The 26,929-nt window shown below is 45.9% G+C and carries 21 protein-coding genes; 8 read left to right on the top strand and 13 right to left on the bottom strand.

The window, feature by feature from the left end:
- On the top strand, positions 1–995 hold a 995-nt coding region (locus AC3A14_RS15685), incomplete at its 5' end, for an ABC transporter ATP-binding protein (RefSeq protein WP_487779056.1).
- 116 nt (positions 996–1,111) lie between these two features.
- Here the strand turns inward: AC3A14_RS15685 and AC3A14_RS15680 are convergent.
- The gene (locus AC3A14_RS15680; RefSeq protein WP_318733032.1) at positions 1,112–3,028 is read right to left on the bottom strand and encodes a tetratricopeptide repeat protein; all 1,917 of its coding nucleotides are present in this window, start codon (positions 3,026–3,028) and stop codon (positions 1,112–1,114) included.
- Between the two features lie 207 nt (positions 3,029–3,235).
- Here AC3A14_RS15680 and AC3A14_RS15675 point away from each other — a divergent pair, with 207 nt between their 5' ends.
- Entirely contained in the window at positions 3,236–5,425 is a 2,190-nt protein-coding gene (locus tag AC3A14_RS15675) for a hypothetical protein (RefSeq protein WP_318733031.1), read from the top strand.
- A gap of 129 nt (positions 5,426–5,554) precedes the next feature.
- Here AC3A14_RS15675 and AC3A14_RS15670 read toward each other — a convergent pair whose 3' ends face one another.
- The 5 genes from AC3A14_RS15670 to AC3A14_RS15650 form a co-directional block, all read right to left on the bottom strand.
- On the bottom strand, positions 5,555–6,616 hold the full coding sequence (locus AC3A14_RS15670; protein ID WP_318733030.1) for an LOG family protein: 1,062 nt from the start codon (positions 6,614–6,616) through the stop codon (positions 5,555–5,557).
- 238 nt (positions 6,617–6,854) lie between these two features.
- Positions 6,855–7,232, bottom strand: coding sequence for a thioredoxin (trxA, locus tag AC3A14_RS15665; RefSeq protein ID WP_318698949.1), 378 nt, complete (start codon positions 7,230–7,232; stop codon positions 6,855–6,857).
- A gap of 704 nt (positions 7,233–7,936) precedes the next feature.
- The gene (locus AC3A14_RS15660) at positions 7,937–9,100 is read right to left on the bottom strand and encodes a GuaB3 family IMP dehydrogenase-related protein (protein WP_318698948.1); all 1,164 of its coding nucleotides are present in this window, start codon (positions 9,098–9,100) and stop codon (positions 7,937–7,939) included.
- 211 nt (positions 9,101–9,311) lie between these two features.
- A complete protein-coding gene (locus AC3A14_RS15655; RefSeq protein ID WP_318698947.1) occupies positions 9,312–11,249 on the bottom strand; it encodes a flotillin family protein in 1,938 nt (645 codons plus the stop codon).
- A 93-nt stretch (positions 11,250–11,342) separates the two neighbouring features.
- Positions 11,343–12,029, bottom strand: a complete 687-nt coding sequence (locus tag AC3A14_RS15650; RefSeq protein WP_318733029.1) for an OB-fold-containig protein — start codon at positions 12,027–12,029, stop codon at positions 11,343–11,345.
- 228 nt (positions 12,030–12,257) lie between these two features.
- Here AC3A14_RS15650 and AC3A14_RS15645 point away from each other — a divergent pair, with 228 nt between their 5' ends.
- Together AC3A14_RS15645 and AC3A14_RS15640 are read left to right on the top strand one after the other, a co-directional pair.
- On the top strand, positions 12,258–12,491 hold the full coding sequence (locus AC3A14_RS15645; RefSeq protein ID WP_318698945.1) for a hypothetical protein: 234 nt from the start codon (positions 12,258–12,260) through the stop codon (positions 12,489–12,491).
- Positions 12,491–14,173 carry a WG repeat-containing protein gene (locus AC3A14_RS15640; RefSeq protein WP_318733028.1) on the top strand — a complete coding sequence of 561 codons (1,683 nt, stop codon included), beginning with the start codon at positions 12,491–12,493 and terminating at the stop codon, positions 14,171–14,173. Before AC3A14_RS15645 ends, AC3A14_RS15640 begins: the two co-directional genes overlap by 1 nt.
- Here the strand turns inward: AC3A14_RS15640 and lptC are convergent.
- The 3 genes from lptC to metG all read right to left on the bottom strand — a co-directional run bounded on the left by lptC (position 14,163) and on the right by metG (position 17,690).
- The gene (gene lptC / locus AC3A14_RS15635; RefSeq protein WP_318733027.1) at positions 14,163–15,362 is read right to left on the bottom strand and encodes an LPS export ABC transporter periplasmic protein LptC; all 1,200 of its coding nucleotides are present in this window, start codon (positions 15,360–15,362) and stop codon (positions 14,163–14,165) included. The genes AC3A14_RS15640 and lptC overlap by 11 nt on opposite strands.
- 33 nt (positions 15,363–15,395) lie before the next feature.
- The gene (locus AC3A14_RS15630) at positions 15,396–15,998 is read right to left on the bottom strand and encodes a LabA-like NYN domain-containing protein (protein ID WP_413038672.1); all 603 of its coding nucleotides are present in this window, start codon (positions 15,996–15,998) and stop codon (positions 15,396–15,398) included.
- A gap of 93 nt (positions 15,999–16,091) precedes the next feature.
- The gene (gene metG, locus AC3A14_RS15625; protein WP_487779055.1) at positions 16,092–17,690 is read right to left on the bottom strand and encodes a methionine--tRNA ligase; all 1,599 of its coding nucleotides are present in this window, start codon (positions 17,688–17,690) and stop codon (positions 16,092–16,094) included.
- Between the two features lie 372 nt (positions 17,691–18,062).
- Between metG and AC3A14_RS15620 the strand changes: the two genes are divergently transcribed.
- A complete protein-coding gene (locus AC3A14_RS15620) occupies positions 18,063–18,860 on the top strand; it encodes an alpha/beta fold hydrolase (protein WP_318733025.1) in 798 nt (265 codons plus the stop codon).
- Here AC3A14_RS15620 and AC3A14_RS15615 read toward each other — a convergent pair.
- From AC3A14_RS15615 to AC3A14_RS15605, 3 genes are all read right to left on the bottom strand, one after another.
- On the bottom strand, positions 18,850–19,746 hold the full coding sequence (locus AC3A14_RS15615) for a sensor histidine kinase (RefSeq protein ID WP_318719114.1): 897 nt from the start codon (positions 19,744–19,746) through the stop codon (positions 18,850–18,852). The genes AC3A14_RS15620 and AC3A14_RS15615 overlap by 11 nt on opposite strands.
- Before the next feature lie 18 nt (positions 19,747–19,764).
- The gene (locus AC3A14_RS15610; protein WP_318733024.1) at positions 19,765–21,507 is read right to left on the bottom strand and encodes a sensor histidine kinase; all 1,743 of its coding nucleotides are present in this window, start codon (positions 21,505–21,507) and stop codon (positions 19,765–19,767) included.
- A 184-nt stretch (positions 21,508–21,691) separates the two neighbouring features.
- Entirely contained in the window at positions 21,692–21,922 is a 231-nt protein-coding gene (locus tag AC3A14_RS15605) for a type II toxin-antitoxin system CcdA family antitoxin (protein ID WP_271943749.1), read from the bottom strand.
- Positions 21,923–22,140: 218 nt separating this feature from the next.
- On the opposite strand from AC3A14_RS15605, the gene lepA reads away from it, so the two are divergent.
- Positions 22,141–23,952, top strand: coding sequence for a translation elongation factor 4 (gene lepA / locus AC3A14_RS15600; protein WP_318733023.1), 1,812 nt, complete (start codon positions 22,141–22,143; stop codon positions 23,950–23,952).
- A gap of 127 nt (positions 23,953–24,079) precedes the next feature.
- Here lepA and hemB read toward each other — a convergent pair whose 3' ends face one another.
- Complete coding sequence (gene hemB, locus AC3A14_RS15595; protein WP_318733022.1) at positions 24,080–25,063, bottom strand: porphobilinogen synthase; 984 nt, start codon at positions 25,061–25,063, stop codon at positions 24,080–24,082.
- Positions 25,064–25,234: 171 nt separating this feature from the next.
- On the opposite strand from hemB, the gene AC3A14_RS15590 reads away from it, so the two are divergent.
- Positions 25,235–26,497: a flavoprotein gene (locus AC3A14_RS15590; protein ID WP_318733021.1), complete on the top strand. Its 1,263-nt coding sequence runs from the start codon at positions 25,235–25,237 to the stop codon at positions 26,495–26,497.
- Between the two features lie 24 nt (positions 26,498–26,521).
- Positions 26,522–26,737: a HAMP domain-containing sensor histidine kinase gene (locus AC3A14_RS15585; RefSeq protein ID WP_318698913.1), complete on the top strand. Its 216-nt coding sequence runs from the start codon at positions 26,522–26,524 to the stop codon at positions 26,735–26,737.
- The last annotated feature ends 192 nt before the right edge of the window (positions 26,738–26,929 follow it).

The following is a 26,929-nucleotide window of genomic DNA, read 5'->3' as shown; positions in this document are numbered from 1 at the left end:
TATCGGTTCGTAATTTACAAGTTCACTACCCCGTCGGCGGGGGATTTTTGCATGGTAAACCCAAAATCGTGCGGGCGGTGGATGGGGTCAGTTTTGATATTATGCCCGGTCAGATTTTTGGCTTAGTAGGAGAGTCAGGTTCCGGGAAAACAACCGTAGGACGGGCAATTCTGAAGGCGGCTCCGATTACGGGGGGCGAGATTATGTTTAAGGTGGCAGATTTGCCTTTAAGTATCGCCAAGCTGGAAGGGGAACGATTGAAAGCCTTGCGCCGCGAGGCTCAGATGATTTTCCAAGACCCCTATGCGGCGCTCTCTCCTCGGATGACGGTACGGGATATAATTGCCGAGCCGCTAGAAGCCATGCAACTGACGAAAAATCGCCAAGAGACGAATCAGAGAGTAAGAGAGGTTGCGGAGCGTTGTCGGCTAAATTTAGAGCATTTGCGGCGATTTCCCCATGCATTTTCGGGGGGGCAACGACAGCGAATTGCGATCGCCCGCGCCCTAGTCTCCGGGCCCAGTTTTTTGGTCGCTGACGAGTCAGTAGCAGCCCTCGATGTTTCCATTCAAGCCAATATCCTCAATTTGTTAAAAGCACTACAAGAAGATATGAATTTAACCTTCTTGTTTATCAGCCACGATCTCTCGGTGATTGCCCATTTCTGTGATGTAGTGGCGGTGATGTACTTGGGTCAAATTGTGGAAATTGCGCCCACGCACCAACTGTTTTCTAACCCCAGTCATCCCTATACGCAAGCCTTACTGTCAGCAATTCCGCCCCTCGATCCCGATGATGAGCGATCGCGCATTCGCCTTTTGGGAGAAATTCCTTCTCCGGTAAATCCCCCCTCTGGCTGTCGTTTTCATACCCGTTGTCCGGTGGCTGAATCTCGGTGTAAAACCGTTGAACCCATTTGGACACAAATATCAGACAAACATGGCGCTGCCTGTCATTTAGTCGAGGACAGGTTAGCCAATCCAATTAATAATTAATCAATTCATACAGTGCTTTGCTTGCGTTATGAAACACAAGCTTGAATCCTCTCTCTCCATGTACCATCAACCTATTCCCTATTCCCCAGCGCAAAGCGCTGTAATTAATACAGCAGTTAACCTAACCTAGGAGAAAAGGGTTGGACAATATCTTCTTCTGTAGGTGTAATTCCCAAATTTTGTTGAATCTGTAAGGCTTGACTAAAACAAGAAATCGCTTCCTGGTAGCGCTGTAATTCAGCTAAAGCTGTCCCTTTCCCGCGCCAAGCTTCATAATCATTTTCCTCCAACTGAATGGCGCGATCGTAGGACGAAATCGCCTCTTCAAACCGGCGTAACTTTTCCAATAAAATGCCCCGATGTCGCCAAGCTTGATGTTTATTTTGCTCTAAGGTTAATACCTGATCGTAGGCATCCACTGCTTCTTCATATCGTTGAATGCGCTCTAAGATTTCCCCTCGCGCACACCAAATTTGCGGATCGTCGGGGTTAACTTGAAGTGCGCGATCGTAGGATTCTAAACCTTGCTCATACTGTTTTAACTGAGCTAATGTTGTGCCTCGATTAAACCAAATAGTGCTTAAGAGCGTCTTTTCTGAGCGATCTTCTTGTTCTTCATACAGTGAAATTGCGCGATCGTAGGCTTCAACTGCCTCCTCATATTCTTCCAATTTTTCTAGAGCATTGCCCCGATGAAACCAAGGTTCCACCTTATCCCCATCCAACGCCATTACGCGATCGTAACAGGCGATCGCCTCCTGAAACTGTCCTAACTTTTCCCGCGCTACCCCCTGGTTATGCCAAGCTTCCGTATCTTCCGGTTGCAGGGAAATTGCCCGTTCATAGGCTTCTACAGTTTCCGGATAGCGGTCTAACTTCAGCAGCGTATTTCCTAGACAATACCAGATTTCTGCTCCGTCAGGATTCAATTCCAGAGCGCGATTGAATGCCTCTACCGCTTCTAAGGGGCGATCGGTTAGCATCAGTGCTAATCCCTTGTGGTACCAAACCTCACCATTATCCGACTCTAAAAATAACGCCTGCTCATAGGACGTTAACGCCTCTTGATGACGATGCAACTTTACCAAAGTCTTTCCCCGCTCATACCACGCTTCAAAAGACTCCGGTTGTGTTTCTAGTACCTGCTCATAAAGGGCTACCGCTTCCTCATATAACCCCTCATCTGCCAATAAATTCCCCTGATCCACACACTCTTGAGCCGTGACAAAAAGCTGATTTTCATCCAACTTCTCTAAATCAAAGGATAAAACTATCCCTTCTTGCCGATCTGACTCTACTAAATCCTCTAAAAAAGCAATTTCCGAAACCCCAGACACCCGACGAGGATTGATTCCCTGGCGAATTTTACCCAGTTCTCGCTTCAGATCCTCTCCTAACCCTTGCAGTTGTTTAACCAAATCTTGGCGTACTTCCTGGATAGTTCCAGCAGACTCTTTTAATTCCAAAACCTCTTGGTTGACATTCTGGTATCCCCGTTGACGCTCGGTTTTTGCTGCTTCAATTTGAGTTGTCAAATCCTCAACCAACTGGCGAGCCATGTCGGTATACTGTTGAAGATGGCTTTCTGGCTGATTAAGATCTTCAAACCGGCGATTCACCTCGGTAACGATTTGCCCAATCATACTGCTACGCATAAAGCGCAACAAAACAACGGTTCCGCCAATAAATATCACCATTAACAGCATCAACTGATTCAGGCGCGATCGAATATCATCCACCTCCGATAACTGCGCTTGCCACTCAATTTCTTGTCTGGCACGTTCTTGGGCAAACTTCTCATTTACTGTCTGCTCCACCGTTTGCTCAATCACCTCCTTGAGGGTGTTTAAATCTTGCTCTGATAAGCCAGCATTTCCCTGGGGAGCAGCAGGAGCCGGTGCCGGCGAAGGTTTCGGTTGCGCTTGAGTTTGGGCAAGCCTTACTTCTGAAGGATTCGCCCCATAAGCAACCGGCATTAAATTCAAGGAAGCTAAAGTCGCTAAGAGCCAGAGAGAAAGGGTAGTAACACGCATAGATTTTGAAGAAATCCCCATAAGATTTAAGCCTGAAATCAATATCAACTCTCCACTATTCACCGATCAGCAGTTAAACTCATAACAGGGCTATAGGAATAGCAGAATAAATTCGCCTAAATCGTAATACCAGATTAAAATCGTTAATCCGGGTAAAGATTAGGATTGAATTGAGGGTGCGATAAACAGATGCAGGAATTTACCCATATGACTTCAGTGGATCAACCTTTCCAAGATTCGCCATTTTCGGTTGTCTTCGACAATCATTTATCTCCCCATGAAACCCTCTCTAAGCGGGTAATGTTAGCCTTGCTACGATGCAGCGGGCATCAATCTGCCCATTTAGAGAATTGGACATTAGCTGGATTTAACTCTGGATTTGCCCAGGGTTTTGGCTTCAATACCTCAGAACCCCCCACAGAATATTACGATCGCCCCTTTTTCAATTTTTTACCAGCTTCGGGATATTCCACCCTACAACACTATTATTCTTGTCATTTGCTGGTTTTATTGCTGTTCCAGTTACTCACACAACTGCAAAGCACCCCCAGCAAGAAGGAAGAACTCGATCGCCTTAACTATCACATTCGAGAGCTGGAGCAGATCGTTAATACTCCTATCGTCGTTCAATTTAACCGCCCTTCCCAAGCTCCGGGTTGGTTACAACTGTGGTTCAATTCTGAAGGACTTAAAATTAGTGGAGTTCATCCGAAACTGGACGAATGGACTGTATTTAGCCGGCAACCGATGGGGGACAATCTTTTTGATGATTTGCAATGGCTAGAAAATTATACCGTCACGGGAGAGCTGATCCTGGAAGGGATTGAAGTGACTCAAACAGAACAAAAGCAACGGCTAATTAAACTCTTAACCAGTCCGGATTCTCTTTTAGAAGGTAATAAACTGCAACTGATTAATTACCAGTTACAGCAGCTATTCCGTGCCAGCTATTTGATGATTTTAAATGTGGATATGAATCAAGTGCGCCTTTTAGTGGGGAAAGCCTGTGGAACGCTAGAGAGCCATGTATTTGCTAGGGAGGAGCTAGATAGTCCTTATTTCATAACGGCTCTGGAACAAAATCAAGTGTTGCGAGTGGGAGAAATCAATCCTCAAAGCGATAAGCAGTGCGAGCGTACCTTATGGGAGGAGGGAGTACGCTCTGTGTTACTGATTCCTCTGCGATGGGATTATGAGCAACAGGGAAATCATCCAGAAATGCTAAGACTGATTGGGTTAGTTAGCGATCGCCCCCATAATTTTACAGCTCAAGATTGCCATTATGCCAGAGAACTTATCCCTGCTTTTGCTTGCGCCATGCGGCAAACGAACCACAATCAGCTAAATCCCATCCATCCAGCAGTCGCTTGGCGCTTTACCCAGGAAGCAGAACGACGCAGTTGGGGTTTTGAAGCCGCACCCATCGTCTGTGAAAAGGTTTATCCCCTCTTTGGCATTTCTGATATTCGCGGTTCTTCTAACGAGCGGAATCGGGCAATTCAAGCGGATTTAATTCAACAATTTGAATTGGGATTGGCAATCTTAGAGGCAGTGGAAGATGGTCAAAAAAATCGATTGATTCAGCAAATTAAAATTGACTTAGAGGCGTACAAAAAGCGTATTGAAGAAAAGGTAACGGTTGATTCAGAGGTGACGGCAATTCAGTATCTTCAAGAGTATTTTGAGATTTATTTTGATTACTTTTATCAATGTGGAGAACCAGCACAAAAAGCGATAGATTGGTATCGTACATGTGCCAATAACGATCGCCATTCAGTAGATACTGCCCGTAGAGCCTACGATCGGACGATCGATCGGATTAACGAGAATTTACTACAGACGTGGGAATGTTGGCAAAAGCGAATGCAAGCAATTATTCCTCACTATTGCGATCTCGAATCTACCGATGGTATCGATCATATGATTTATGTGGGGAAATCGATTCATCATAGCTTTACGGCATTTCATTTGCACAGTTTGCGCTACGAGCAACTTTGCGCCCTGTGTGATGCGGCGCGCACGGGGATCAAACTGCATGAAGTGGATAAAATTTCCTTACAGCTTACCCATCTGGTGTTAGTGCAAGATGTGACGATTGATATTTGTCATGATGAAAATACAGAAAAAATCTTTGACGTGCAAGGGAGTCGAGATACTCGCTACGAAATCGTGAAAAAACGGATTGATAAGGGAGTCGATTTAGAAACTGGCGATCGCATTACCGCCCCTGGAATGCTCACCCTTGTCTATTCTACCGATGATGAGTGGAAAGAATACGAGCATTATCTCGATTATCTCCAGCGAGAAGGCTGGATTGCTCCAGAAATCCTATCTGGTTCCGTCGCTCCCCTACAAGGGGTGGATGGACTACGCTATGCTAGGGTGCAAGTTTTATAGCCGTTCGCGCAGGGATGATACAGCGCTTCGCGCGGTAATAGGGAATAGGTAATAGGGAATAGGAAAACCATTTTTCACGCTATAATGCCCATTCTTCCGGCTTTTCATGGGAAGGCACTCTATTCCCCATCACTTCCGTTCTGGATGATTCTCCTCCTCAGAGGGTTGACCCATTTGGTTCATCCGGTTAATCATTTGATAAAGCCGTCCATGATCCCGTTGATTAAAGTGTAAGACTAATCGGGGCAGGTGATGAACATCATTGAGACGCTCTTCCGGTAAGGCTTTGGTTTTTTTGATTTGACCGCTCACTAAAATATCACTAAACTCTTGATTGAGCTGCTCTACCTCTGTATCTGAAAGTTCTGTATTCAGGCGAATCACGAATTGCTCGCGCACATAGCGACTCGAATGATAAATGCGATAAAATTGGGCGATCGCCTGACACGCCACATCTACCTTATCTGTAATCGTATACAGACTCAAATCTTCCCCATTAATCAAACGTTGGCTTAAGAGGTGATCTCTCAGATATTTCTCCCATCCGTACCAATACTGACCTCCTGGCTTATCCAATAATACTAAAGGCATCGGCCCTGATTTGCCAGTTTGGCAGAGGGTTAAACACTCAAACGCCTCATCTTGTGTCCCGAATCCTCCAGGAAACAAGGCTACTGCATCTGTTTCTCGCAAGAAGAATAGCTTACGGGTAAAGAAATACTTAAACTCAATCAGTTTATCTTCAGTTACAAAAGGATTAGACCCCTGTTCAAAAGGAAGCTGAATATTAAGTCCAAACGAGTGTTCTAAACCGGCACCTTCATTCCCTGCTTGCATAATTCCACCCCCACCTCCAGTCATCACCATAAAGCCCTGTTGGGCAACTTTCCCCGCAAACTCTAGGGCAATCTGGTATTCTGGGGCATGAGCAGGTAAACGAGCAGAGCCAAAAATACTAATCTTACGCACGTGGCGATAGGTAGAGAAGATTTGAAATGCTCTTTCCATATCCTGTAGAGAAGCAGTTAAAATCTTCCAGTCTAAGCGATCAATCTCTTCCCCTGCAACAGCTAAGATACTAATCAGAGCTTGTTCTATCCATTTACCATGTTCTAAATGCGGCAATTGAGCCACAAGTTCTAATAAATCCGCTTTTAGTGTAGCGCGAGCATCTGAGGAGGATAAAGTCATCCGAAATTTACACTTTGTGAGTAAACAGGAGTAATCATAAGAAAGTTAGGCTTCTCATTTGAGAAACCTAATCAAAATTTTTGTTGTATCTGTTGGGTCTCATTTGTGGTGACCCTATAGATGGATTTAGAGCTGAGAAAATCTTTACATCAGCGTAGGGGATTTCCACTTAGCAATATATACCACCTCAGAAAAGCCCATTTGCCGAATTTCACCCACTATGTATTGGGCTTAGTTCTTACTCTTGCTCACTTTCAGGGGCACTCTCACTGCTATTTGAATCACCAATTTTCCCTAGATGTTTTTCCAACGTTGTAATCAAAGTGGTTTTAGGGACCGCACCAACCACCATATCGACACGCTGGCCATCTTTGAAGATCATCAGAGTGGGGATACTGCGAATACCATACTTACTCGCCACACTCGGATTCTCATCCGTATTGACTTTCACCACTTTGACTTGTCCATCAAATTGTTCGGCTACTTCTTCCACCACAGGTGCAACCATGCGGCAGGGGCCGCACCAGGGGGCCCAAAAATCAACTAAAACTGGAACTTGGCTTTGAAGCACTTCCTTGTCAAAACTGGTATCTGTAACGGGTGCTGCTGCTGTCATTAGGGGTAATCCTTATCCTACATTGCACATCAGGAATTTTATCTTGGCACTCCCTGGTCTAAAGCCTACCTGTTGGCAGACAGAACAAGGGAATTATTGATTTAAGGAACTTCCATTAGCTGGCAAGGTTTCTCCCACCCACTAAGAATGGGGGATCTCCTGTTGATGCCTGCGAAGTGGAAAGTGTAAATTTCCCTGTTCTTCAGGGTAGTCAATCCACATGCATCACTAATAGATGTAGCCAGTTTACGGTCTTTGATTAGCCTTTCCACATTTAAGTCTAGCCTTCGGCAAGCCGCTGGCGAGTCTACATAGACGACCCCATCGTCAGAGGTGATTAAGGAATATTCCGGTTTAGAGGTCTATTCCTTACGCTGTCTACCTAAACTCTTAAAGGTGTCTAGGTGTACCGCACTCTAGCTTTCTGAAATATTAACACAATTTAGCGCCAGAATAACCGGCTGCTTAAAACCACCTCCTAGCGTTCATCCTAGAGCAATGATCAAAGGCTTGTAATAGATCGATCCGTTTAAATAAGAAACCGCCTGAACAGTTTGTTCAGGCGGAGTGTGGTGTGAGGAGTGAACGGAAACATCATGCGTCTCCGCTATACCCTATTGTAAACAACAGATTTGACTTTTCCCCAAATTCTGTACAAATTGTAGGAATCGTTCTCAGATTTCTTTCGTTGAGGAAAACCGGAGCTATTTGCCCATCCCCAGTTGTTGGGCTTTCTGATAAACTTTGCCTTCAGTCAGTAAGGAGGGGGCGATCACAACTTCGACTTGCTGCATTTCACGAATGGTCTGAGCGCCTAGGGTTCCCATGCTGGTTTTCATGGCACCGAGTAGGTTGTGGGTTCCGTCATCTAACTGAGCTGGGCCTCGCAGGATTTGTTCTAGGGTTCCGGTAGAGCCAACCCGAATCCTGGTACCTCTGGGCAATACAGGGCTGGGGGTAGCCATCCCCCAGTGATAGCCTCGACCGGGAGCTTCTTTTGCTCTGGCTAAGGGAGAGCCGATCATGACTCCATCTGCACCACAGGCTAAACATTTACAAATGTCGCCTCCGGTGATGATGCCGCCATCGGCAATTACGGGGATATAGTTACCAGTTTCTTGGTAATAGGCATCCCGTGCAGCGGCACAGTCGGCGATCGCCGTCGGTTGGGGAACGCCCACCCCTAAAACACCCCGCGATGTACAGGCAGCTCCTGGCCCAATGCCTACTAAAACGCCAGCAGCCCCCGCTCTCATTAACTTCAAGGTCACATCATAGGTCACACAGTTACCTAACATGACTGGAATGGGCATCTGTTCGCAGAATTGTGCCAAGTCTAAAGGTGCGACGGACTCCGGGGAGAGGTGATCGGTGGAGACGACGGTTGCTTGGACAAAGAACAGGTCTGCCCCTGCTTCGGCTGCCACCTGACCGTATTTAATTGCCCCCACTGGAGTGGCACTCACTGCCGCGATGCCCCCTTGATCCTTAATTTCTTTGACCCGTTTGGTAATCAGTTCTGGATCGATGGGTTGGGCATACAGTTGTTGCATCAAGGATACAAATTCGTCTTTTCCCACTGAGGCAATTTTGTCTAAGATGGGGTTCGGATTGTCGTAGCGAGTATTAATTCCTTCTAAGTTTAGGACTCCCATTGCGCCTAACTCAGATAAGGCTACAGCCATTTTTACATCTACAACCCCATCCATGGCGCTGGCAATAATGGGAATTTCCCGTTCTATCCCACCCAAGGTTAGGGTTGTATTGGCCAAAGTCGGATCGAGCGTCCGAAGACCGGGTACTAGGGCGATTTCATCGATTCCGTAAGCTCTGCGGGCTGTTTTTCCCCGTCCAATTTGAATATCCACTGTCTCTCTTGCGTTTCCCAAAATAGATTTAATTAGCCTATCAAATTCACTTGAAAATAGGGAGTGGGGAGTCAGTGAAAAAAGGGGGGATGCGGGGATGCGGGGACGCGGAGAATGGGATGATTTTATGGATGCTTAATTTTTAATTGTGGGGAGTCAGTGAAAAAAGGGGTGGGGTAAATCAGGGCAGATGAGCTGCCCTGAGTAGGGTTTAGCTGGCAGTAGGATTTTCTGGAGCTGACGGGGGTTTCATGGGTTGCCGCTTGGGTGGGGCGATCGCCTTCGCGGGCTTTTCTGAACCCGGTGCTGGGCTGGATGCTTCCGGCTTAGGCTGGGCGTTTGAGCTGTCTGCTTCTGGGGGATTGGGGTTACGCACCATTTGGCTAATTTGTTGGAGCAGTGCCCCCAATTTTCCTTCGTCCATCAGGGCATTGACTAAGGATAAGCCACTGGTGGACATCAGGAGCTTGTTGATATCGCCCATACCGTTGCCGTTGTTGCCATTGGCTCCAGGGAAAGAATAGATGCGCGTATCGCCCAAGATACCGGGTTGGGGTGTGAGTCCTTTGACAATTTCGGGAATATGGGGCGCTAGAGCCGGCCAGATTTCCGAGATCAGTTGGGCGGAGAGTTTGGCATCCGATAGGGCATTTTTGGCTTCAATGAGAGCTTGTTCTCCTTGGGCTTCGGCTAACGCTCTATCCCGATTGGCTTGGGCTAGGGTACGGATCGATTCGGCTTCGAGTTCTGCGGCTTGGCGGGCAATTTCGGCTTGCCTGCGACGACGGAAAACGTCGATTTCGACTACATTTTGTTCGGAGATCCGTTGTTTCTGAGCTTCTTTTTCCGCTTCGATCGCCGTTAACCGTTGTTCCCGTTCCGCTTGTTCGATTTCTTGGGCGGTAATAACGGCGGCTTCGGCTTGGGCGCGTTCGGCATCGGCAGCTAACCGTTCCCTTTCTTTTTCCACAATGGCGATCGCCGCTTCCTGTTGGGCAATCTTAGACTCCCGTTCGGCTGCCGCAATTTCAATCTGTGCTTTGAGCTGGGACGATTCCACCATTTGCTGACGATTAATTTCGGCAACTTCAGATTCTTGTTTTTGCAGCGCTTGGGCAATCTTCAACTGTTTATTGCGCTCTTCCAAAGCAATATTGGCATCAATTTGACTCTGTTGTACCGCCAACTCTTGCTGAATCTTTTCTTCTTCAACAGACTTATTTTGCAACAATTTATTCCGTTCAATTTTCGCCAACTCTTGGTCTTTCGATTCCTGAATTTCCCGCTCCCGTTGAGCCGTCATCGATTCAACTTCTAATTTTTGGTCTAAATTCGCTTCTTCTTTTTCCTTCGCAATGCGTAAGGATTGTTTTTCTGCATCCAGTTCCCGTTGCTCAATCAGAACTTTGGTCTTCAGCTCTACTTCCCGCTTTTGCTGAATCGATTTCTGAATCGTTTCTGTTCTCAGACGCACACCCTGAGCATCGAAGAAGTTATTTTCATCATAGGTGTCGCTTTCTTCGATCTCAGAAATGGCAATATTATTCAGGGTCAAGCCAACTTTTTTTAAGTCCTGCTGAATCAGGTTTAAAACTTCATCGGCAAATCCCAATTTATCCGAGTCAATTTCAGCTAGACTTTTCTTCTTAGCGGCGGCACGAATGGCATCATCTGCCCGTTTTTCCAGCGCTTCTTTAATATCAGTTGCCGAAATTTTACCCTCCTTAGATAGGCGAGCCGCCACAGTGAGGACATCTTGTTTATCGGCACTAACACACACATAAAAGGTGACGCGCATATTCGCCCTTAAATAGTCTTGAGTCCGCACCGCTAAATTACCCGTGCGCTCCACATCAATGGAAATTTCTCGTAAGGGAACGCGGGTAATTTCATGAAAGCCAGGAATGACAATACAGCCCCCGTTGAGAAAGACTCGTTTTTGTTTAATGAAAACGCCCCCAGTCCGCACAAAAGCCTCGTTGTTAGGGGTGATTTTGTAAACGCTGGTATAAGCAACAATTCCTAAGATTAACAAGAAGACAAATCCCAAGGAGCCACCGGCTAAAAGCATACCTGCCGATCCCATTTGGGCAAGGGGAGCTTGAACGAGTAGGGGTTGGGAGGGTTGTTCAATAATGGTTGGTTTCATATGAGTCATAGGTAAAACAATGGGATAGTTCTATTCTTGAATAGAGAGGATACACAACCCGACAGTGTGGAGGAAGATTCACGGGTACTAAAACTAGCCTAGCCAGCGTTTTTGGTCTACACTATCTTTCACGATAGCTAGATAAAAAGGTTCGGAATACTCGATAATGATGACTTTATCGCCCCGTTGAGGAATTTGGCTTGCCCATTGGGGGAGCTGGACGTTAATACTGACTAAATTATGAGCTGAATCGATCGCATCGACTTGGCCGATTTGCGTGGTAGGCTGTTGGGGGAGAGTGGGTGAAGCTACAGTTCCCGTGCATCCGATGAGGCGATCGCTACGGGTATCTTCTCCAAATGCAGCAAACAGTTTGCCAATGGGTCGAGAAATCAGACTTCCCCCGAATAGACTTAAGATTAAGGAGACAATTAAAACGGCATTACCTAACAGTCCGGTGGGAAGTCCCAAGAGTAGGTTAAAAAACCATCCTAGAAGCCCCCAAAGACTGAAATCAATCGCCAATAATAACAATAGTGGTGCTTTTCCTAAGCCTAACCACCCCAATGCTTGCAGAGCGCTAAAACCACCTTCAGCGTCTGCTTCTACGTCCATATCTAGGTCAGTATCCCAATCTGCATCAGCGTCAATGTCTACATCGCCGTCAATATCTACATCGCCATCACTATCTCCACCTCCAGAAAAAATGACCAGTAAAAATAAGACAATGCCTAAACTAAGAAAGATCCAATAGGGGAGATTGGCAAGGTCAAAGACCATATTTAAAAACCTGAAATTTGAGAAGTTTTGAAAACGGAGATTTATCTCTAAGATAGCAATTGATGAAGAGTGGCAAGGGAAATATATAGATTATCTTAACTTCTCTGGACTGAGCTGGAGGGGATCGCTTGTAATATTTCGTTAAATAAATTAGCAACTTCAGGGTTTCCTAGGTCTTATAATGAATGATAGGCAACCTTAAATATCTAGGCATGAGGGTATTGAGTCATGATGGAAGTTAATGGGTTAATCTTTGGTCTCTTCTTGTGGATAGCCTATTCTTGGGTATTGCTCCAATTATTTAGCCCTCGCGATCCCTTTGTTACTGAGAATTTGGCCTATGGCTATGGGGGAACCACGATTACAGTTGAATGTAGAGTAGTAACCCTTTCTGAGTCTTTAAGTTTGCCAGATCATCGCCCAGTCAAAGCTAACCGTTATTTACGATCGCCGATAACCTGATGTTTTCTGATATTGAAGCTCATTGGTCAAAAGCAGCGATCGCCCAATTAGCAGACTTAAACCTAGTTCAAGGCTATCCCGATCGCACGTTTCGACCAGAGGGTTTAGTCACTCGCGCTGAATTTGCCGTTTTGCTCTGCAATGTGTTTTCCAGTGCTAAACCCATTCGAGAGCAGAAAAATTTTGTGGATGTGCCCCAAAGTCATTGGGCCTATGAAGCAATTCAAACCGCTGTTTCTAAAGGATTTTTAGTCGGTTATCCGGGTTTAGCATTTAAGCCAGAGCCACCCATTCCTCGGGTTCAAGTGTTGATTGCGATCGCGTCCCATTTAAAGTTAGAGATTCCGCCAACCGTTACCGTTAGCAAAACGAACCTAAAACTCTATTTTGATGATGCCCAAGAGATTCCCCATTATGCCCTACCTAAGTTAACCGCAGCATTATTTGGCTATCTGATTGTTAATTTTCCCGATCGCCGCAAATTACGACCCAATCAACCAGCAACACGGGGAGAAGTGGCCGCCATTTTATGTCAAACGCTAGGGATATGGAATACAGTTCCTTTATCTGCTATCGGAGGAGGAGAACATTGGGCGATCGCACCCAAATTTAGTCGAGCGTCTCATTTCTTTCAAGGCGTAGCCCTTGTTTCGGGTCAATTGGGCTATGATTTAATCAACCTAAACGGTCAACCCATTGAAGTCGATCGTCACTATCAAATCTTAGAGTGGGGCTTTGAGATTGAGCGTGAATTGCCCACTTCAGACCCCCTAATTCCAGTCTCTTTAGAGACTAATTCTGGGTTGAAGTATGGATATCTGAATCAAGAAGGAAATTTGGTCATTCCCGCAGAATGGGAGATGGCGGCTCCCTTTTCGGAAGGTTTGGGTTTAGTGCGAAAAGGGGGAAAATCAGGATATATTGATCCAACAGGTCAGGTGGTGATTGAACCGCAATTTGAATTGAGCGATCGCTTCTACAATGGCCGTGCTGCGGTGAAAGTGGGAGAAAAATATGGGTATATTGATACCACAGGGCACTGGGTAATTCCGCCGGAGTTAGAGCGAGGATATCGATTTTCTGAGGAGCGAGTCGTTATCTGGAGTAATGGGCGTTATGGGTATCTGGATAACCAGGGAAATGCGATCGTTGAACCCCAATTTGAGCAAGCCGATCGATTTTCAGATGGTTTAGCCGTGGTGAGATTGAACGGCGTTTATGGATGTATCGATCGCACGGGTAATCTAGTCTTGGAAACGCCCCATAGAATCCAAAAGTTTTCCGAAGGACTGGCAGCCATTGAAATGGGAGAGGCATGGGAGAAGAAATGGGGATATATCGATCAAACAGGAGATATTGCGATCGCCCCCCAATTTTACGGCTTAGAGGATGTTCGCGATCGACCCTATTCTCCCGTAGAACCATTTTCTGAAGGTTTAGCGATGGTGAGATTCGGGCCAAAATGTGGATTTATCGATCGAACCGGAACGTTTGTAATTCCCCCTCATTTTAGCGATGCTAGTTCCTTCTCCCATGGGTTAGCACGGGTGACGTTACAGGGAGAGTGGTATCAAGAAGGACGGGGGAATACGGGATCTGGAATGCCCGCCGAATATGTAATCCTGTTTAGAGACGGAACTTGGGGATATCTCCAATTAAACAGTGCTGTATCTAAGGGATAATCTCAGTTACCACTCTGGTGCGATCGCCACTGCTTACAGTAATATTTTGATCTTGTAACTGACCAAAGGCTCTGGCTCCTTGCAGAAACAAGGGGGGATTGATTTGACGATAGGTCACATTTCCGGTTGCTTCAACCTGTTCTGTTCCAAAAGACCAGGTCACGCTTTCTGCCGATAGATCGGACTGATTTTTACCCCCGGTTACCCGGACATTTTCCGTTAAATAGGCAACTTTATTGCCTAAATCCACTGTACCGCGATCGCCCACTAAGATCAGATTTTCATCCAGATGCTCTAAAGTGATTGTTTGATTGGCTCCCACAGACTCAGATTTGAGATCCCAAGTCATGGAATCGCTTTTGGCTTCTAAGGCTGGATCGGCTGCCGTTAATGTGACTTGATTCATCAAAGTAACCGATTCATTCTCTAAGTCCACTAAACTTCCTCCAGCTAAGGCAGTGTGGCTGGGAGACGTTTCTGGAATTTCAGTTAATTTTTGTTCTTCGTCTTCATAGTGCTTCACTTCCAGGGGAACCGATCCCACCACTTTCCGATCTTTCATTAACCAGACTAAGTGTTCCGTGGTCATCCGTAACTGGGGAGTATGAGTAATTGCATCTACATTGCCGATCAATTCCATTTGCCGTAAGCGGCTATAGACATTGACTCGATCGGCTTTGGCTTCGACCTGGGGATGAGAGCCAGTCAACGTATCTTTAACCACCAGAACATCCGCCTGGGGTCGCCATTCCAGTTCATTCCCTTCTAACACGACTTCATCTTCAATGGCGATCGCCTTGATATCCTCTTTGAGTAAAATCAAATTGCCATCTTGGTGAACTTCTCCGCGCTTCGCTTCCACTCGATAGACCAATTTTCCGTCTTGATACAATTCCCCTGACGGTTCTTCTACGGTGGCAATTTGTCGATCTTCGCTATAGGTCGCTGACTTCGCATCCACTTTCCAAAGTAACTGACCTTTTTCGTCTCCTTGTTCTAGAGTAATATCTTTAAAGACCAGTTGGATATCATCAGATGATTCTGCATCCGATGCTGCTTGCACGAGCTGATCGGGTGTATTCGAGCCACCACAGCCAGATAAGGCGATCGCCAAAATTAAGGATAGCCCAGTTCCGATCCCTAGGTTAGATACGCCAACCTCAATGGGATTGCCAGTTTTCTTGCCCATGATCGATGACCTATGATTTCTGTACAGCGAAGATTATCGTTTTTCCTGTCGTTCATCCATCAGACTTAAGCTGGATAAGGGACGGTAGGAATAGGTGTTTTGCCGGGGGGTTTTCTGGATATCTTCCTTAATGCTCTCCAGATCGATATAGCGATCGGCCACATTAATTAAACTATCGCTAGTCATCGATCGCAAGCTCACCACCTCGACCCGTACCCCTCGATAGCTCACTGAATCCACGGCATACGCCAGATCTCCATCGCCACTGACCAATACCGCCGTATCGTAACATCCCACTAAAGCCATCATATCAACTGCAATTTCTACATCCAAATTCGCTTTTTTAGAGCCATCTGGCAGTTGCACCAAATCTTTGGCAATCACTCGATAGCCATTACGACGCATCCATAACAAAAATCCCTGCTGCTTCTCGTTAGTGCGATCGACACCCGTATAGAAAAATGACCGTAACAGTCGAGAACCATTGGTTAAGCGGCACAATAACTTAGTGTAATCAATTTCCATCCCCAGTTGCAGGGCAGCATAAAACAGATTAGAACCATCAATAAAAATGGCCACGGTTCCTCGATTAGAAAGCACTTGTTCTGGAGTACAGAGACCTTGATTTTGTTCCATCGATTCATACATCATTGTTATACCTCAGTTATTAAAATCTTATAGTTTTATGGTGGTTTGGAAGTGAAAGTAAAGCTCGTGATTATATCAAATTCACGCTTCAGTTAACTCTAAACGTTGGAAAACCGGTTTGGGGTTTCCTAGGGTTTGTTGAGCGGGTAAAATACCCCATTGGGCATGAGTGTCAAAGGGAATTTTCTTCTGAAGATCTACCGTCTGATTAAAATCGACACTAAAGCCCAATTGATTATAGATCGCGGTACTAATGTCAGGAATAATCGGTGAGAGGAGATAGGCAGCTAAACGAACAGATTCTAGCACCGAATAGAGAACTTCTGCGACTGCTTCTTTTTGCCCTTGTTTGTACAACGTCCAGGGTGCTTGCTCATCAATATATTTATTACTGCTTTGGACTAGACCCAGAATGGCTTCACAGGCTTGGGAATAAGCTAGCGCATTGTAACCAAGATCTACTTTTGACTTCAAGGATGTTCCCAGGGTTTTGAGAGGGTTATCATCCGGAATCCGATCGCCAGATATAGCGGGAACTTGACCCTGACAATATTTTCTCGTCATGCCTAGTGTCCGATTGAGTAGATTCCCTAAATCATTAGCCAAATCAGCATTGAGAACATTAATAAATCGGGTTTCATTAAAATCCCCATCCTTACCAAACTCAATCTCCTTGAGAAAATAGTAACGTACCGCATCAGCCCCATACCGATCCACCAACTCATAGGGATTTAAGGTATTGCCCAAGGTTTTCCCCATCTTCATGCCATCTTTCGTCAGAAAGCCATGCCCAAAAACCCGTCGAGGTAAGGGGAGACCCGCAGACATGAGCATCGCCGGCCAATAGACGTTATGGAAGCGGAGAATATCTTTACCAATTAAATGAGTTTGAATTGGCCACCACCGCCTTAGGGCATTCTCTAAACTGGGAGCATCTTCAGGATCGAGTAAGGCAGTAATATAGCCTAATAGGGCATCAAACCAGACATAAAGGGTATGGTCACTATCCGTAGGTACAGGAAATCCCCAATCGAGGTTAACCCGCGAGATAGAAAAATCTTGCAATCCTCGGGTCACAAAGCTTAAGACTTCATTACGACGACTTTCCGGTTGAATGAAGTCGGGATGCTCATTATAAAATACTTCTAACTGGTCTTGATATTTGGACAAACGGAAGAAATAGTTATTTTCATCTCGCCATTCTGTTTGTTTGTTCGGATGGATGGGACACCGGCGATCGTCGAGTAGGTCTCGTTCTTCTTTGAATTCTTCGCAGGAAACACAATACCATCCCTGTTGCACCCCTTGATAAATATCCCCATTCTCCCAAACTCGTTGGAAGAATTCTTGCACAATTTGATAATGTTGAGCTGCTGTTGTGCGACTAAAGCGATCGTACTGGATATTGAGCTTTTGCCAAAGCATTTTAAACCCTTGGACAATTTCATCACAATGGCTCTGGGGGGCTTTTCCGCGCTCGTCAGCAGTGCGTTGGATTTTTAAGCCATGTTCGTCTGTCCCCGTAATCATCAAGACTTCTTCTCCCCGAAGTCTCCAGTAGCGAGCTAAAACATCTGCGGCAATGGTAGTATAGGCGCTCCCAATATGGGGCAAGTCATTGACGTAGTATAGAGGGGTTGTAAGGGTAAAGGTCTTTTTTGTTGGATACTCAGAGTTCATGGAAGATTAAGATGACTTTTTTTAATGATCTGTTTTGTTGAATCAACCCGTCAGGTGATTTTATGGATTTTACTAAAGATTTTACTCAACCGATCAATAAAGGGAATTGATTATAATTGTAGCCTTAATCGCTCAGGTTGGTCTGGATGGCCAATTAATTCCAGATGAGACTAAGATAACAGACTGGAGAGGGCTAGAGAAAAGAGCAGCTTGTGGCTTCAAGCTTCAGGAGGAGCGGCTAATTAAGGGAAAAATAAGGGAATTCACAGGAAAAGTGCCTCATCTATGATTAGGATTAATTAATATTTCTTTAGGGATCAATGCATTTGTTGTTGATCTTGAATACCCAAGGCTATATTTTGATTTTTTCCTATGTCTAATGGTTCTCCTCATTTTCTCAAGTTCGGTGCGGTGCGTCCCGAAGCTGATTTATTGGTTTTCTTACCGGGTATGGATGGTTGGGGATCGCTGTTTGCTCGTCAGGCGCAAGAGTTGCAACCGAATTTTGAGGTGTGTGCTTTGAGAATTCCAGTGAACGATCGCCTCGATTGGGACGGATTGAGCGATCGCCTAATCCATTTGATTGAAGCTCAGTTAGCTTCTAGAGTCAACCGGCAGGTGTATTTATGCGGCGAGTCTTTCGGGGGCTGTTTGGCACTGAAAACGGTTCTCAAAGCACCCGAATTGATTTCTCATTTAATTTTGGTCAATCCCGCTTCTTCGTTCCATCGTCGTCCTTGGATGGCACTGGGGGAGTCCATTGTGCCTTGGATTCCGGATCGCATCTATAATGTTGGCAGTGTTGCTGTTTATTTTTTACTGGCTGCCCTGCCTCGGATCGCTCCCCAAGATCGTCAATCCCTTTGGTCTGCCCTTTGTAATGTGCCGGCTGACACCTCCGCTTGGCGGTTATCTTTACTGCGTCAATTTACACTCGATGTCCAGGATCTTTACCAAATCGTGCAACCAACGCTCATTTTAGCCAGCGGGAGCGATCGCTTGTTACCTTCAGTCTCCGAATCTCGGTATTTACAACAACATCTAAAAAATGCTCAAATCATTGATTTACCCCATAGTGGTCATGCCTGCTTATTAGAAGAGTCCATCAGTCTCTTCAGTATAATCGCCGATCGTCAATGGATTAAATCACCTACTTTATCTAGTCCTTAATCAGGATCGGTAATTGTTGTAAAGGAACCGTTAAAGTTACGGTCGATCCCAATCCTTCCCCCATACTAAAGAAATCAATTTGACATCCCATGGACTCCATCAATCCTTGGGAAATTGTTAATCCAATGCCTGTACCTTCGTATCTGGACGTATTCGATCCATCAACTTTGTAAAATGCCTCAAATAGCTTGTTTTGCTTGTCTAAAGCGACACCAATACCGGTATCCGATATAATCAGCTTGACAAACCCAGGGTACTCGCGTCCTAGGACCGCATATTTTTGAGCGATCGCTTGTCCTCGAATCGTAATTTCCCCCTCATGGGTAAACTTAATGGCATTACCAACCAGATTTAACATCACTTGTAGCAATCCTTGATAATTGCCCACCACGATCGCCTCATCTCTAGTCGGAGGCGCAGAAATACTATACTCTAAACCTTTCTCCTCGGCTTTAGATCGGGTAAACTTCTCTACATCTTGCAACAGCTCATCCAGATGGATTGAACTTAGCTCAATCGTCATTTCGCCAGCTTGGAGCTTCGCTAAATCCAGAAAGTCCTCGATATGATTCAACAGTCGCAGCGCTGAGTTATGAGCTTCTTGAACAAACTCCATTTGGTCTTCGGGATCGTCAGCCATACCATCAAGGATAAGCTTTAGAAAACCAATCATGCCATTGAGCGGTGTTCTAAACTCATGGGAAACCTTATTCAGAAGTTGCTGTTTAAGTCGTGAGGTTTCTTCGCTTTGCGCTCGGGCTAATTCGAGTTCTTCGTAAAGGATAGCATTGGCGATCGCCGCCATCACTGTTAACATCTCTGGATTAGAGCAAGCCCCATGCCGATGGTCAGAACTTGAACTGACTTCCAATCCTTTATCTACCATCAAACCCTCTCCATGATTTTACTCCTTCACAATTACGGGCAACTGTCCCAAGGGAGCCGTAAACGTTACAGTTGAACCTAATCCTTCTCCCATACTAAAGAAATTCACTTCCCCCCCCATCGTTTCAATCAAACGCTGAGAAATGGCTAATCCTAATCCAGTTCCTCCATATTGACGGGTGCGAGACCCATCCACTTGAGAAAAATTTTGAAACAGTTGCTCTTGCTTCTCCAAAGGTACGCCAATTCCCGTATCTGCCACACTCACCTTGACGAACCCTGGATGCTCCCGATCCCCAACTTGGAATTTCTTCGCGATCACTTCTGCGGTAATGGTAATGCCCCCTTCATGAGTAAATTTAACGGCATTGCCGACTAAATTTAACAAGACTTGCAGCAGACGTTGATAATTGCCCGTAATCATTACTTCATCGCGGGTTGGGGTGCGGCTAATTTCATAACTTAACCCTTTTGTTTCCGCTTGAGGTCGGGTAAAGTTGTCCAGGTTCGTGAATAATTCATCCAAATTTACCGGACTGATATCGATCTGCATTTTTCCGGCTTCAATTCTGGCCAGATCCAACACATCATTAATCAAGTTTAAAAGATGCAAGGCAGACTTATGGGCTTCTTGAACCCATTCCATTTGCTCTTCGGGATCGTCAGCCATTCCATCCAGGATCAGCTTCAAAAACCCAATCATTCCATTGAGGGGGGTTCTCAGTTCATGGGAGGTATTGGCCAAAAATTCACTTTTCAGTCGAGAGGCTTCCTCAGCTTGTTCTCTGGCTAATTCTAGTTCTTGGTAGAGCGTAGCATGGGCGATCGCTGTTCCCACTTGATCGGCCAACTCCCTCACCAACTCTATCTCTTCGGCGGACCACAAATAGGCTCGATCTGGGTTGGATCTGACGGGAGGAGATAACAACAGTAACCCATTGGGGCGATCCTGATAGCAGGTGGCTACAGCTAATCGAGACCCTAAAGACTCTTTATCCTCTGATTCTACCCAGGCTAAGGGATCTAGGCTCGATAGGGCATCAATTAAGGGAGAATTATTTTCTAAGGGGAGCAAACTGCCGATTTGGGAAGGGTTCCCTTGATGGGTATAGTGGGCAACCACTTTGAGGTGTTCTGTCTCTAGGCACTTTTGGGCGATCGCACAGCTTTCTAAGTTTAAAGCAATACCCAAGCCTTCCACCGTCTGATTGCAGATAGTTTCTAAATCTAGCGTCCGTCTAATTTTGCGGGTGATCCGAGTTAGAAGCGTCTGATAATGATCGCTGGTTTTGCGCTCTCCCTGCTGCGGTGGATCTGAGCTACTGGCAAAGGATTGAGACCCTACAGCACTCGAGAGGAGTCGCCCAAGAACCAACACTCGATTGGCTTTCAAGGGAGAGGTTAGCACTGGAGCGATCACCAGATCGAAGAGGAAGTAGCATTCTCCATACTGAAAGGGATAGCTAAAACGATCCGGTAATTTATTTTCCAATACTTGGCGCACTCGATCTAAATAGGCATCGATGGGGATGGGGTAGAGGGTATTTTCCATTAACTGCCCCACCAAGCTCTCAGGAGCTAAATCATAGCGTTCCCCTTGAGTCCACTGAAAGGCTAGATACTCACCAGAGGTATTATGGATAAAGCTTAATTCAGCACCTAACTCGGACAGACTTGGCGGTGTTAGGTCTCCCGTCTCTAGATGATTAGAAAGGCTGGTTTCGTTTAGGGTGGAAATGGATGCATGGGAGGAAGCATTCATGAGTTGGTGTCGGTGAATTGAACAGACATTTGACCTCTAACCTAGAGTAGCTTAGATTTTCTAGATTGAGGAATAACCGATTCAGCGCATCTGAGGGTTGACAATTTAAGGTTCTTAGAACCCATTGGGGATCTGATGGTCTAAGATCCCAGTGTACTCCCATTAATCCTGGTCGCCTTGGGTTTTAATCGTTCCATTCACCTCTGGGAGGTAGGGGGGGATTTTTGATCAGAGTACGGGTGAGTTCATCATCCCTTTGGTTTGAGCCTTTGAGCCATTGACGAATAGCTGTTTCAATAATTCTTGAAGGGTCGTTGGTTAAGTGCTGGATTTGTTCGAGTAATTCTGCGTCTAAGGCGATAGAAATTTCTACTTTGTCGAGCTTAGGTTCCGAAGAAAGGGTGGAATCATTCATGGGTTCAAGAACGTAGGGTTTATTTCAGTTTAACATGGTGCGATCGCCTGATGGATTGGTAATTGGGCATGCACCTCCTTAAACTCCCGTACTTACGTTAAACTAGATGAACCACCCGAGCCAATTCTACAGGCGGCTTGTTTACTCAAGTGAGTCTGAGGCTGGAGCGACTATTATTCACTAAACGTTTTACTTACATTAGGTTCAAATTCAACTTTATGACCGACGCTAAAGTCTCTCATATTCGTAATTTCTGTATTATTGCCCATATCGATCATGGGAAGTCTACCTTAGCCGATCGCCTCCTCCAGTCTACGGGAACGGTTGCCGATCGCGATATGAAGGAGCAGTTCCTCGATAGCATGGATCTCGAACGGGAGCGGGGGATTACGATTAAGCTCCAAGCTGCACGGATGAATTATCAGGCGGATAATGGGGAAGTTTATGTCCTTAATTTAATTGATACTCCAGGGCATGTTGATTTTTCGTATGAGGTTTCGCGATCGCTGATTGCCTGTGAGGGGGCACTGTTGGTGGTAGATGCCTCCCAGGGGGTAGAAGCGCAAACCTTGGCGAATGTCTATTTGGCCCTAGAACACGATCTGGAAATTATCCCCGTTCTGAATAAAATTGACTTGCCTGGGGCGGAACCCGATCGGGTCAAGGCAGAAATTGAAGAGGTAATTGGATTAGATTGTAGTGATGCCATTTTAGCTTCGGCGAAAGAAGGCATCGGTGTTCCCGATATTCTAGAAGCGATTGTTCAGGGAGTTCCTGCTCCTCAAGAAACCCTAAAAGAACCCCTACGGGCCCTGATTTTTGACAGTTATTATGATAGCTATCGGGGCGTAATCGTCTATTTTCGGGTGGTGGATGGTAAGGTTCGTAAAGGCGATCGCATCCGCTTGATGGCAACCGGTAAAGAATACGATATTGACGAGTTAGGCATTCTCTCTCCAACTCAAGTGCAAGTGGAAGAACTACATGCTGGAGAAGTGGGCTATTTAGCCGCATCCATTAAAGCGGTGGAAGATGCGCGGGTGGGCGATACCATTACCCTGAAAGCAGAACCAGCAGAAAATCCCTTACCGGGATATAAAGAAGCCAACCCCATGGTATTCTGCGGCATGTTTCCCACCGATGCCAACCAGTTCCCCGAATTACGGGAAGCTCTAGAGAGGCTCAAACTCAATGATGCTGCCCTTTCCTATGAGCCAGAAACCTCTAGCGCCATGGGCTTCGGTTTTCGCTGTGGGTTCTTGGGATTGTTACATATGGAAATTGTCCAAGAACGGTTAGAGCGGGAATATAATCTGGATTTGATTATTACAGCTCCTTCCGTGGTTTATCGGGTGGTTCTTAACTCGGAAGAAACCGTCGCCATTGATAATCCGAGTACCTTACCGGCTGCCAACGAACGACAAAGCATTGAAGAACCCTATGTAAAAGTCGATATTATTACCCCAGAAGCCTATGTGGGCACATTGATGGAATTGTGCCAAACTCGGCGGGGAATCTTCAAGGATATGAAGTATTTAACCCAAAGTCGCACTACCTTGATTTACGAGTTGCCCTTAGCGGAAGTGGTAACCGACTTCTTCGATCAGATGAAGACGCGATCGCGTGGTTATGCCAGTATGGAGTATCAGTTTATTGGCTATCGCTCCGATGATTTGGTGCGCTTAGATATCATGATCAACAACGATCCCGTCGATGCCCTAGCGATGATTGTCCATCGCGATAAAGCCTATTATGTGGGACGGGGATTAACGGAAAAATTGAAAGAATTGATCCCGCGTCATCAGTTCAAAGTTCCCATTCAAGCCGCTATTGGTTCGCGAATTATTGCCAGCGAACATATTCCTGCCTTGCGTAAGGATGTATTGGCTAAATGTTACGGCGGTGATATTTCCCGGAAGAAAAAGCTGTTGCAAAAACAAGCCAAGGGTAAAAAGCGAATGAAGTCCATTGGTACAGTCGATGTGCCTCAGTCGGCATTTATGGCGGTTTTGAAGTTGGATAATGGGTAATTGGTGAGATAGCCGAGAAGGAGTGAGTTAGGACCGTTAGGTTATGGTTTGAGACAATAGGTAATGTCCTAACTCCCCCTTTCTCGGCTCTATACTACATCAACAGACATTAATGATGGAGGATTCATTACCCCTGAAGCCACCGGGCAGCATCCTTGGCATGATAGGTGAGAATTAAATCGGCACCAGCACGTTTAAAGCTAGTTAGGGTTTCGAGTACCACTCGCCGTTCATCAATCCAGTCATTGAGAGCAGCGGCTTTAACCATAGAATATTCACCGGAAACATTGTAGGCGGCGACGGGGAGATTGGAGGCTTGTTTCACTTGCCAGATCACATCCATGTAGGCTAAAGCCGGTTTAACCATGAGCATATCCGCCCCTTCAGCCACATCCAGATCGATTTCCTTAATTGCTTCGCGACTATTAGCCGGGTCCATCTGATAGGTGCGGCGATCGCCAAATTGGGGGGCTGACTCAGCCGCATCTCGGAATGGCCCGTAATAGGCCGAAGCGTACTTAGCAGCATAGGACAAAATCGGGATCTCTTCAAACCCCTCTTCATCTAACGCTGCGCGAATCGCTTGTACAAACCCGTCCATCATCCCAGATGGGGCAATCACATCCGCTCCAGCTTTGGCTTGGGAAACGGCAGTTTTCTTCAATAACTCTAACGTGGGATCGTTCAACACCCGTCCCGTCAGATCTCCCACTTCCAAATAGCCACAATGACCATGGCTGGTATACTCGCATAAACAAGTATCTGCAATCACCACTAGCTCAGGCACGGCTTCTTTGACTGCCGTAGCTGCTTGCTGGATCATCCCACAATGATGCCAAGCACCCGTTGCTTCCATATCTTTGGTTTCGGGAATACCAAATAGGATAATCGCCGGAATGCCCAAATCATAAACTTCCTTCGCTTCGTCTACAATTTTGTCTACTGATAGCTGATATACGCCAGGCATCGATCGCACTTCCTTAGCGATTCCTTCACCCGGGATCGCAAACAACGGATAAATCAAATCATTGGTGGTTAAGACATTCTCTTGTACCATGCGGCGCAAGGTAGCAGAGTTACGGAGGCGACGAGGGCGATGAATGGGAAACATAATTGGGAGTTTACAAACAGTAATCTAAATAAATCGAGAGTATTTCAGCATTGTATAGCGATCGCCGATCCCCCTTTACATTTGAGTCCTTTTTCTCAATGTTTTGTAACGTTAGCGCGCCCTAACCTCAAGCAAAATAAAATCAAACCTTCCCCATTCCCCATTCTCTCTATGAAACCTTGGAATTTCACCCCTCCTCCCACCTCTGAATTAGGCGATCGCGAAGTCCCCCTACACGGAACCCACCTTCAAGGAAAACGTATTGCTCTGCTCATTACCGGCAGTATTGCCGCCCTCAAAGCCCCCCTATTAGCCAGGGAACTCAGGCGCGAAGGAGCAGAGGTTACCGCCTTTACCTCCACTGAAGCCCTGCGCTATACTACCCTCGACAGTCTAGAGTGGAGTACCACCCATCAAGTAATTACGAAACTGACGGCTGCTGCGGAACATCTTAGCGATGAAAATCCTTTTGATGCCTATGTCGTCGCTCCCGCCACCTACAATACCATTAATAAAATGCGCTATGGCATCGCTGATGGAGCGATCGTCTCTACCCTCGCTTCCGCCTTAGGAAAACTAGAACAGGGGCAAACCAAAATTCTGATTGTGCCCACTATGCACGGCAGTTTACACAATCGAATTTTAAGCGAATCCCTACAGCAATTACAGCACTGGGGTGTAGAGATTATGCCCCCTAAAGAAGCCTACGGCAAACACAATTTACCCGATCTGCGATCGATTGTAACCACAGTTTCGCGCTTAGTCAGTTCTTCTCCCTTAAAAGGTATTCCCATTTTAGTCACCGGCGGTCCTACTCCCGTTCCCATTGATAACATTCGCCGAATCACCAATCGCTTTCGCGGCACTTTAAGCCTTAAAATCACCGAAGAACTATATTTACGAGGGGCAGAAGTCCAGTTAATTCTAGGAACGGGGGGGGATACCCCACCTCCCTATTTCCCCTGTGAAATCGCTCAAACCTACGAACATTATGCCCAATTAGTTTTAGAGCACTTACAGCAATATCCCTATGTTTTTGGCATCTTTTCCGCCGCTGTTGCAGACTATCAACCCGAGCGCATTCTACCTGGTAAAACCCCCAGTGGCGGAGCTTTACACTCTCTGAAATTAGTCCCCACGGGCAAGGTTATTGAACGGGTAAGGACAGAATTTCCAGATCTATATATGGTAACCTTCAAGTATCAGGAAGACGTTACCCATAAAGAATTAATTGATATTGCTCAACAAAAACTAGCACAAGGATACAATGCAGTGGTGGCTAATCGCGGAGAAGAAACGGGAGCGCAAGGCGAACAAATTGCCTATTGGGTGTCGAAAAATCAAACAGCCGAGAAGATGATGGGCAAAGAAGGAATTGCCAAAGCGATCGCCAATCATCTAGAAGCCTGTTTCTCAACTACACCCCAAGTCTAAAAATCCTAAGTACAGGAGGTCACCATTCGCATTACTGATAATGGCATGGGGATGCCAGAAGAAGTGAGAGAACGCATCTTCGAGCAAGGATTTACAACGAAAGCAGTGGGTAAAGGGACAGGTTTGGGAATGGCGATCGCTAAATCAATCATCACCCAAAAACATGGCGGTAAGATTACCTGTACTTCTCAATTGAGTAAAGGTACTGGGTTGGAGATCTCCATACCCATCGGCAACTAGCCCGTCGATTCTAGATTGCATACCATACCCCAAAGATGAGATCGCGATCGCAGCTCAGTTGCGATCGCGATCGGGTATTGGAAGCCAATAAAATATCTACCATTACCATAAGAGAACATCAAAAAAGCTCCAACCTCATGACCCCAACACTTCCTGGCTATCAAATTGGCTCAAAAATCTATGAAGGAGAGC

This window comes from Roseofilum sp., assembly GCF_982964205.1.
This window is presented reverse-complemented; position numbering and strand designations above follow the sequence as displayed.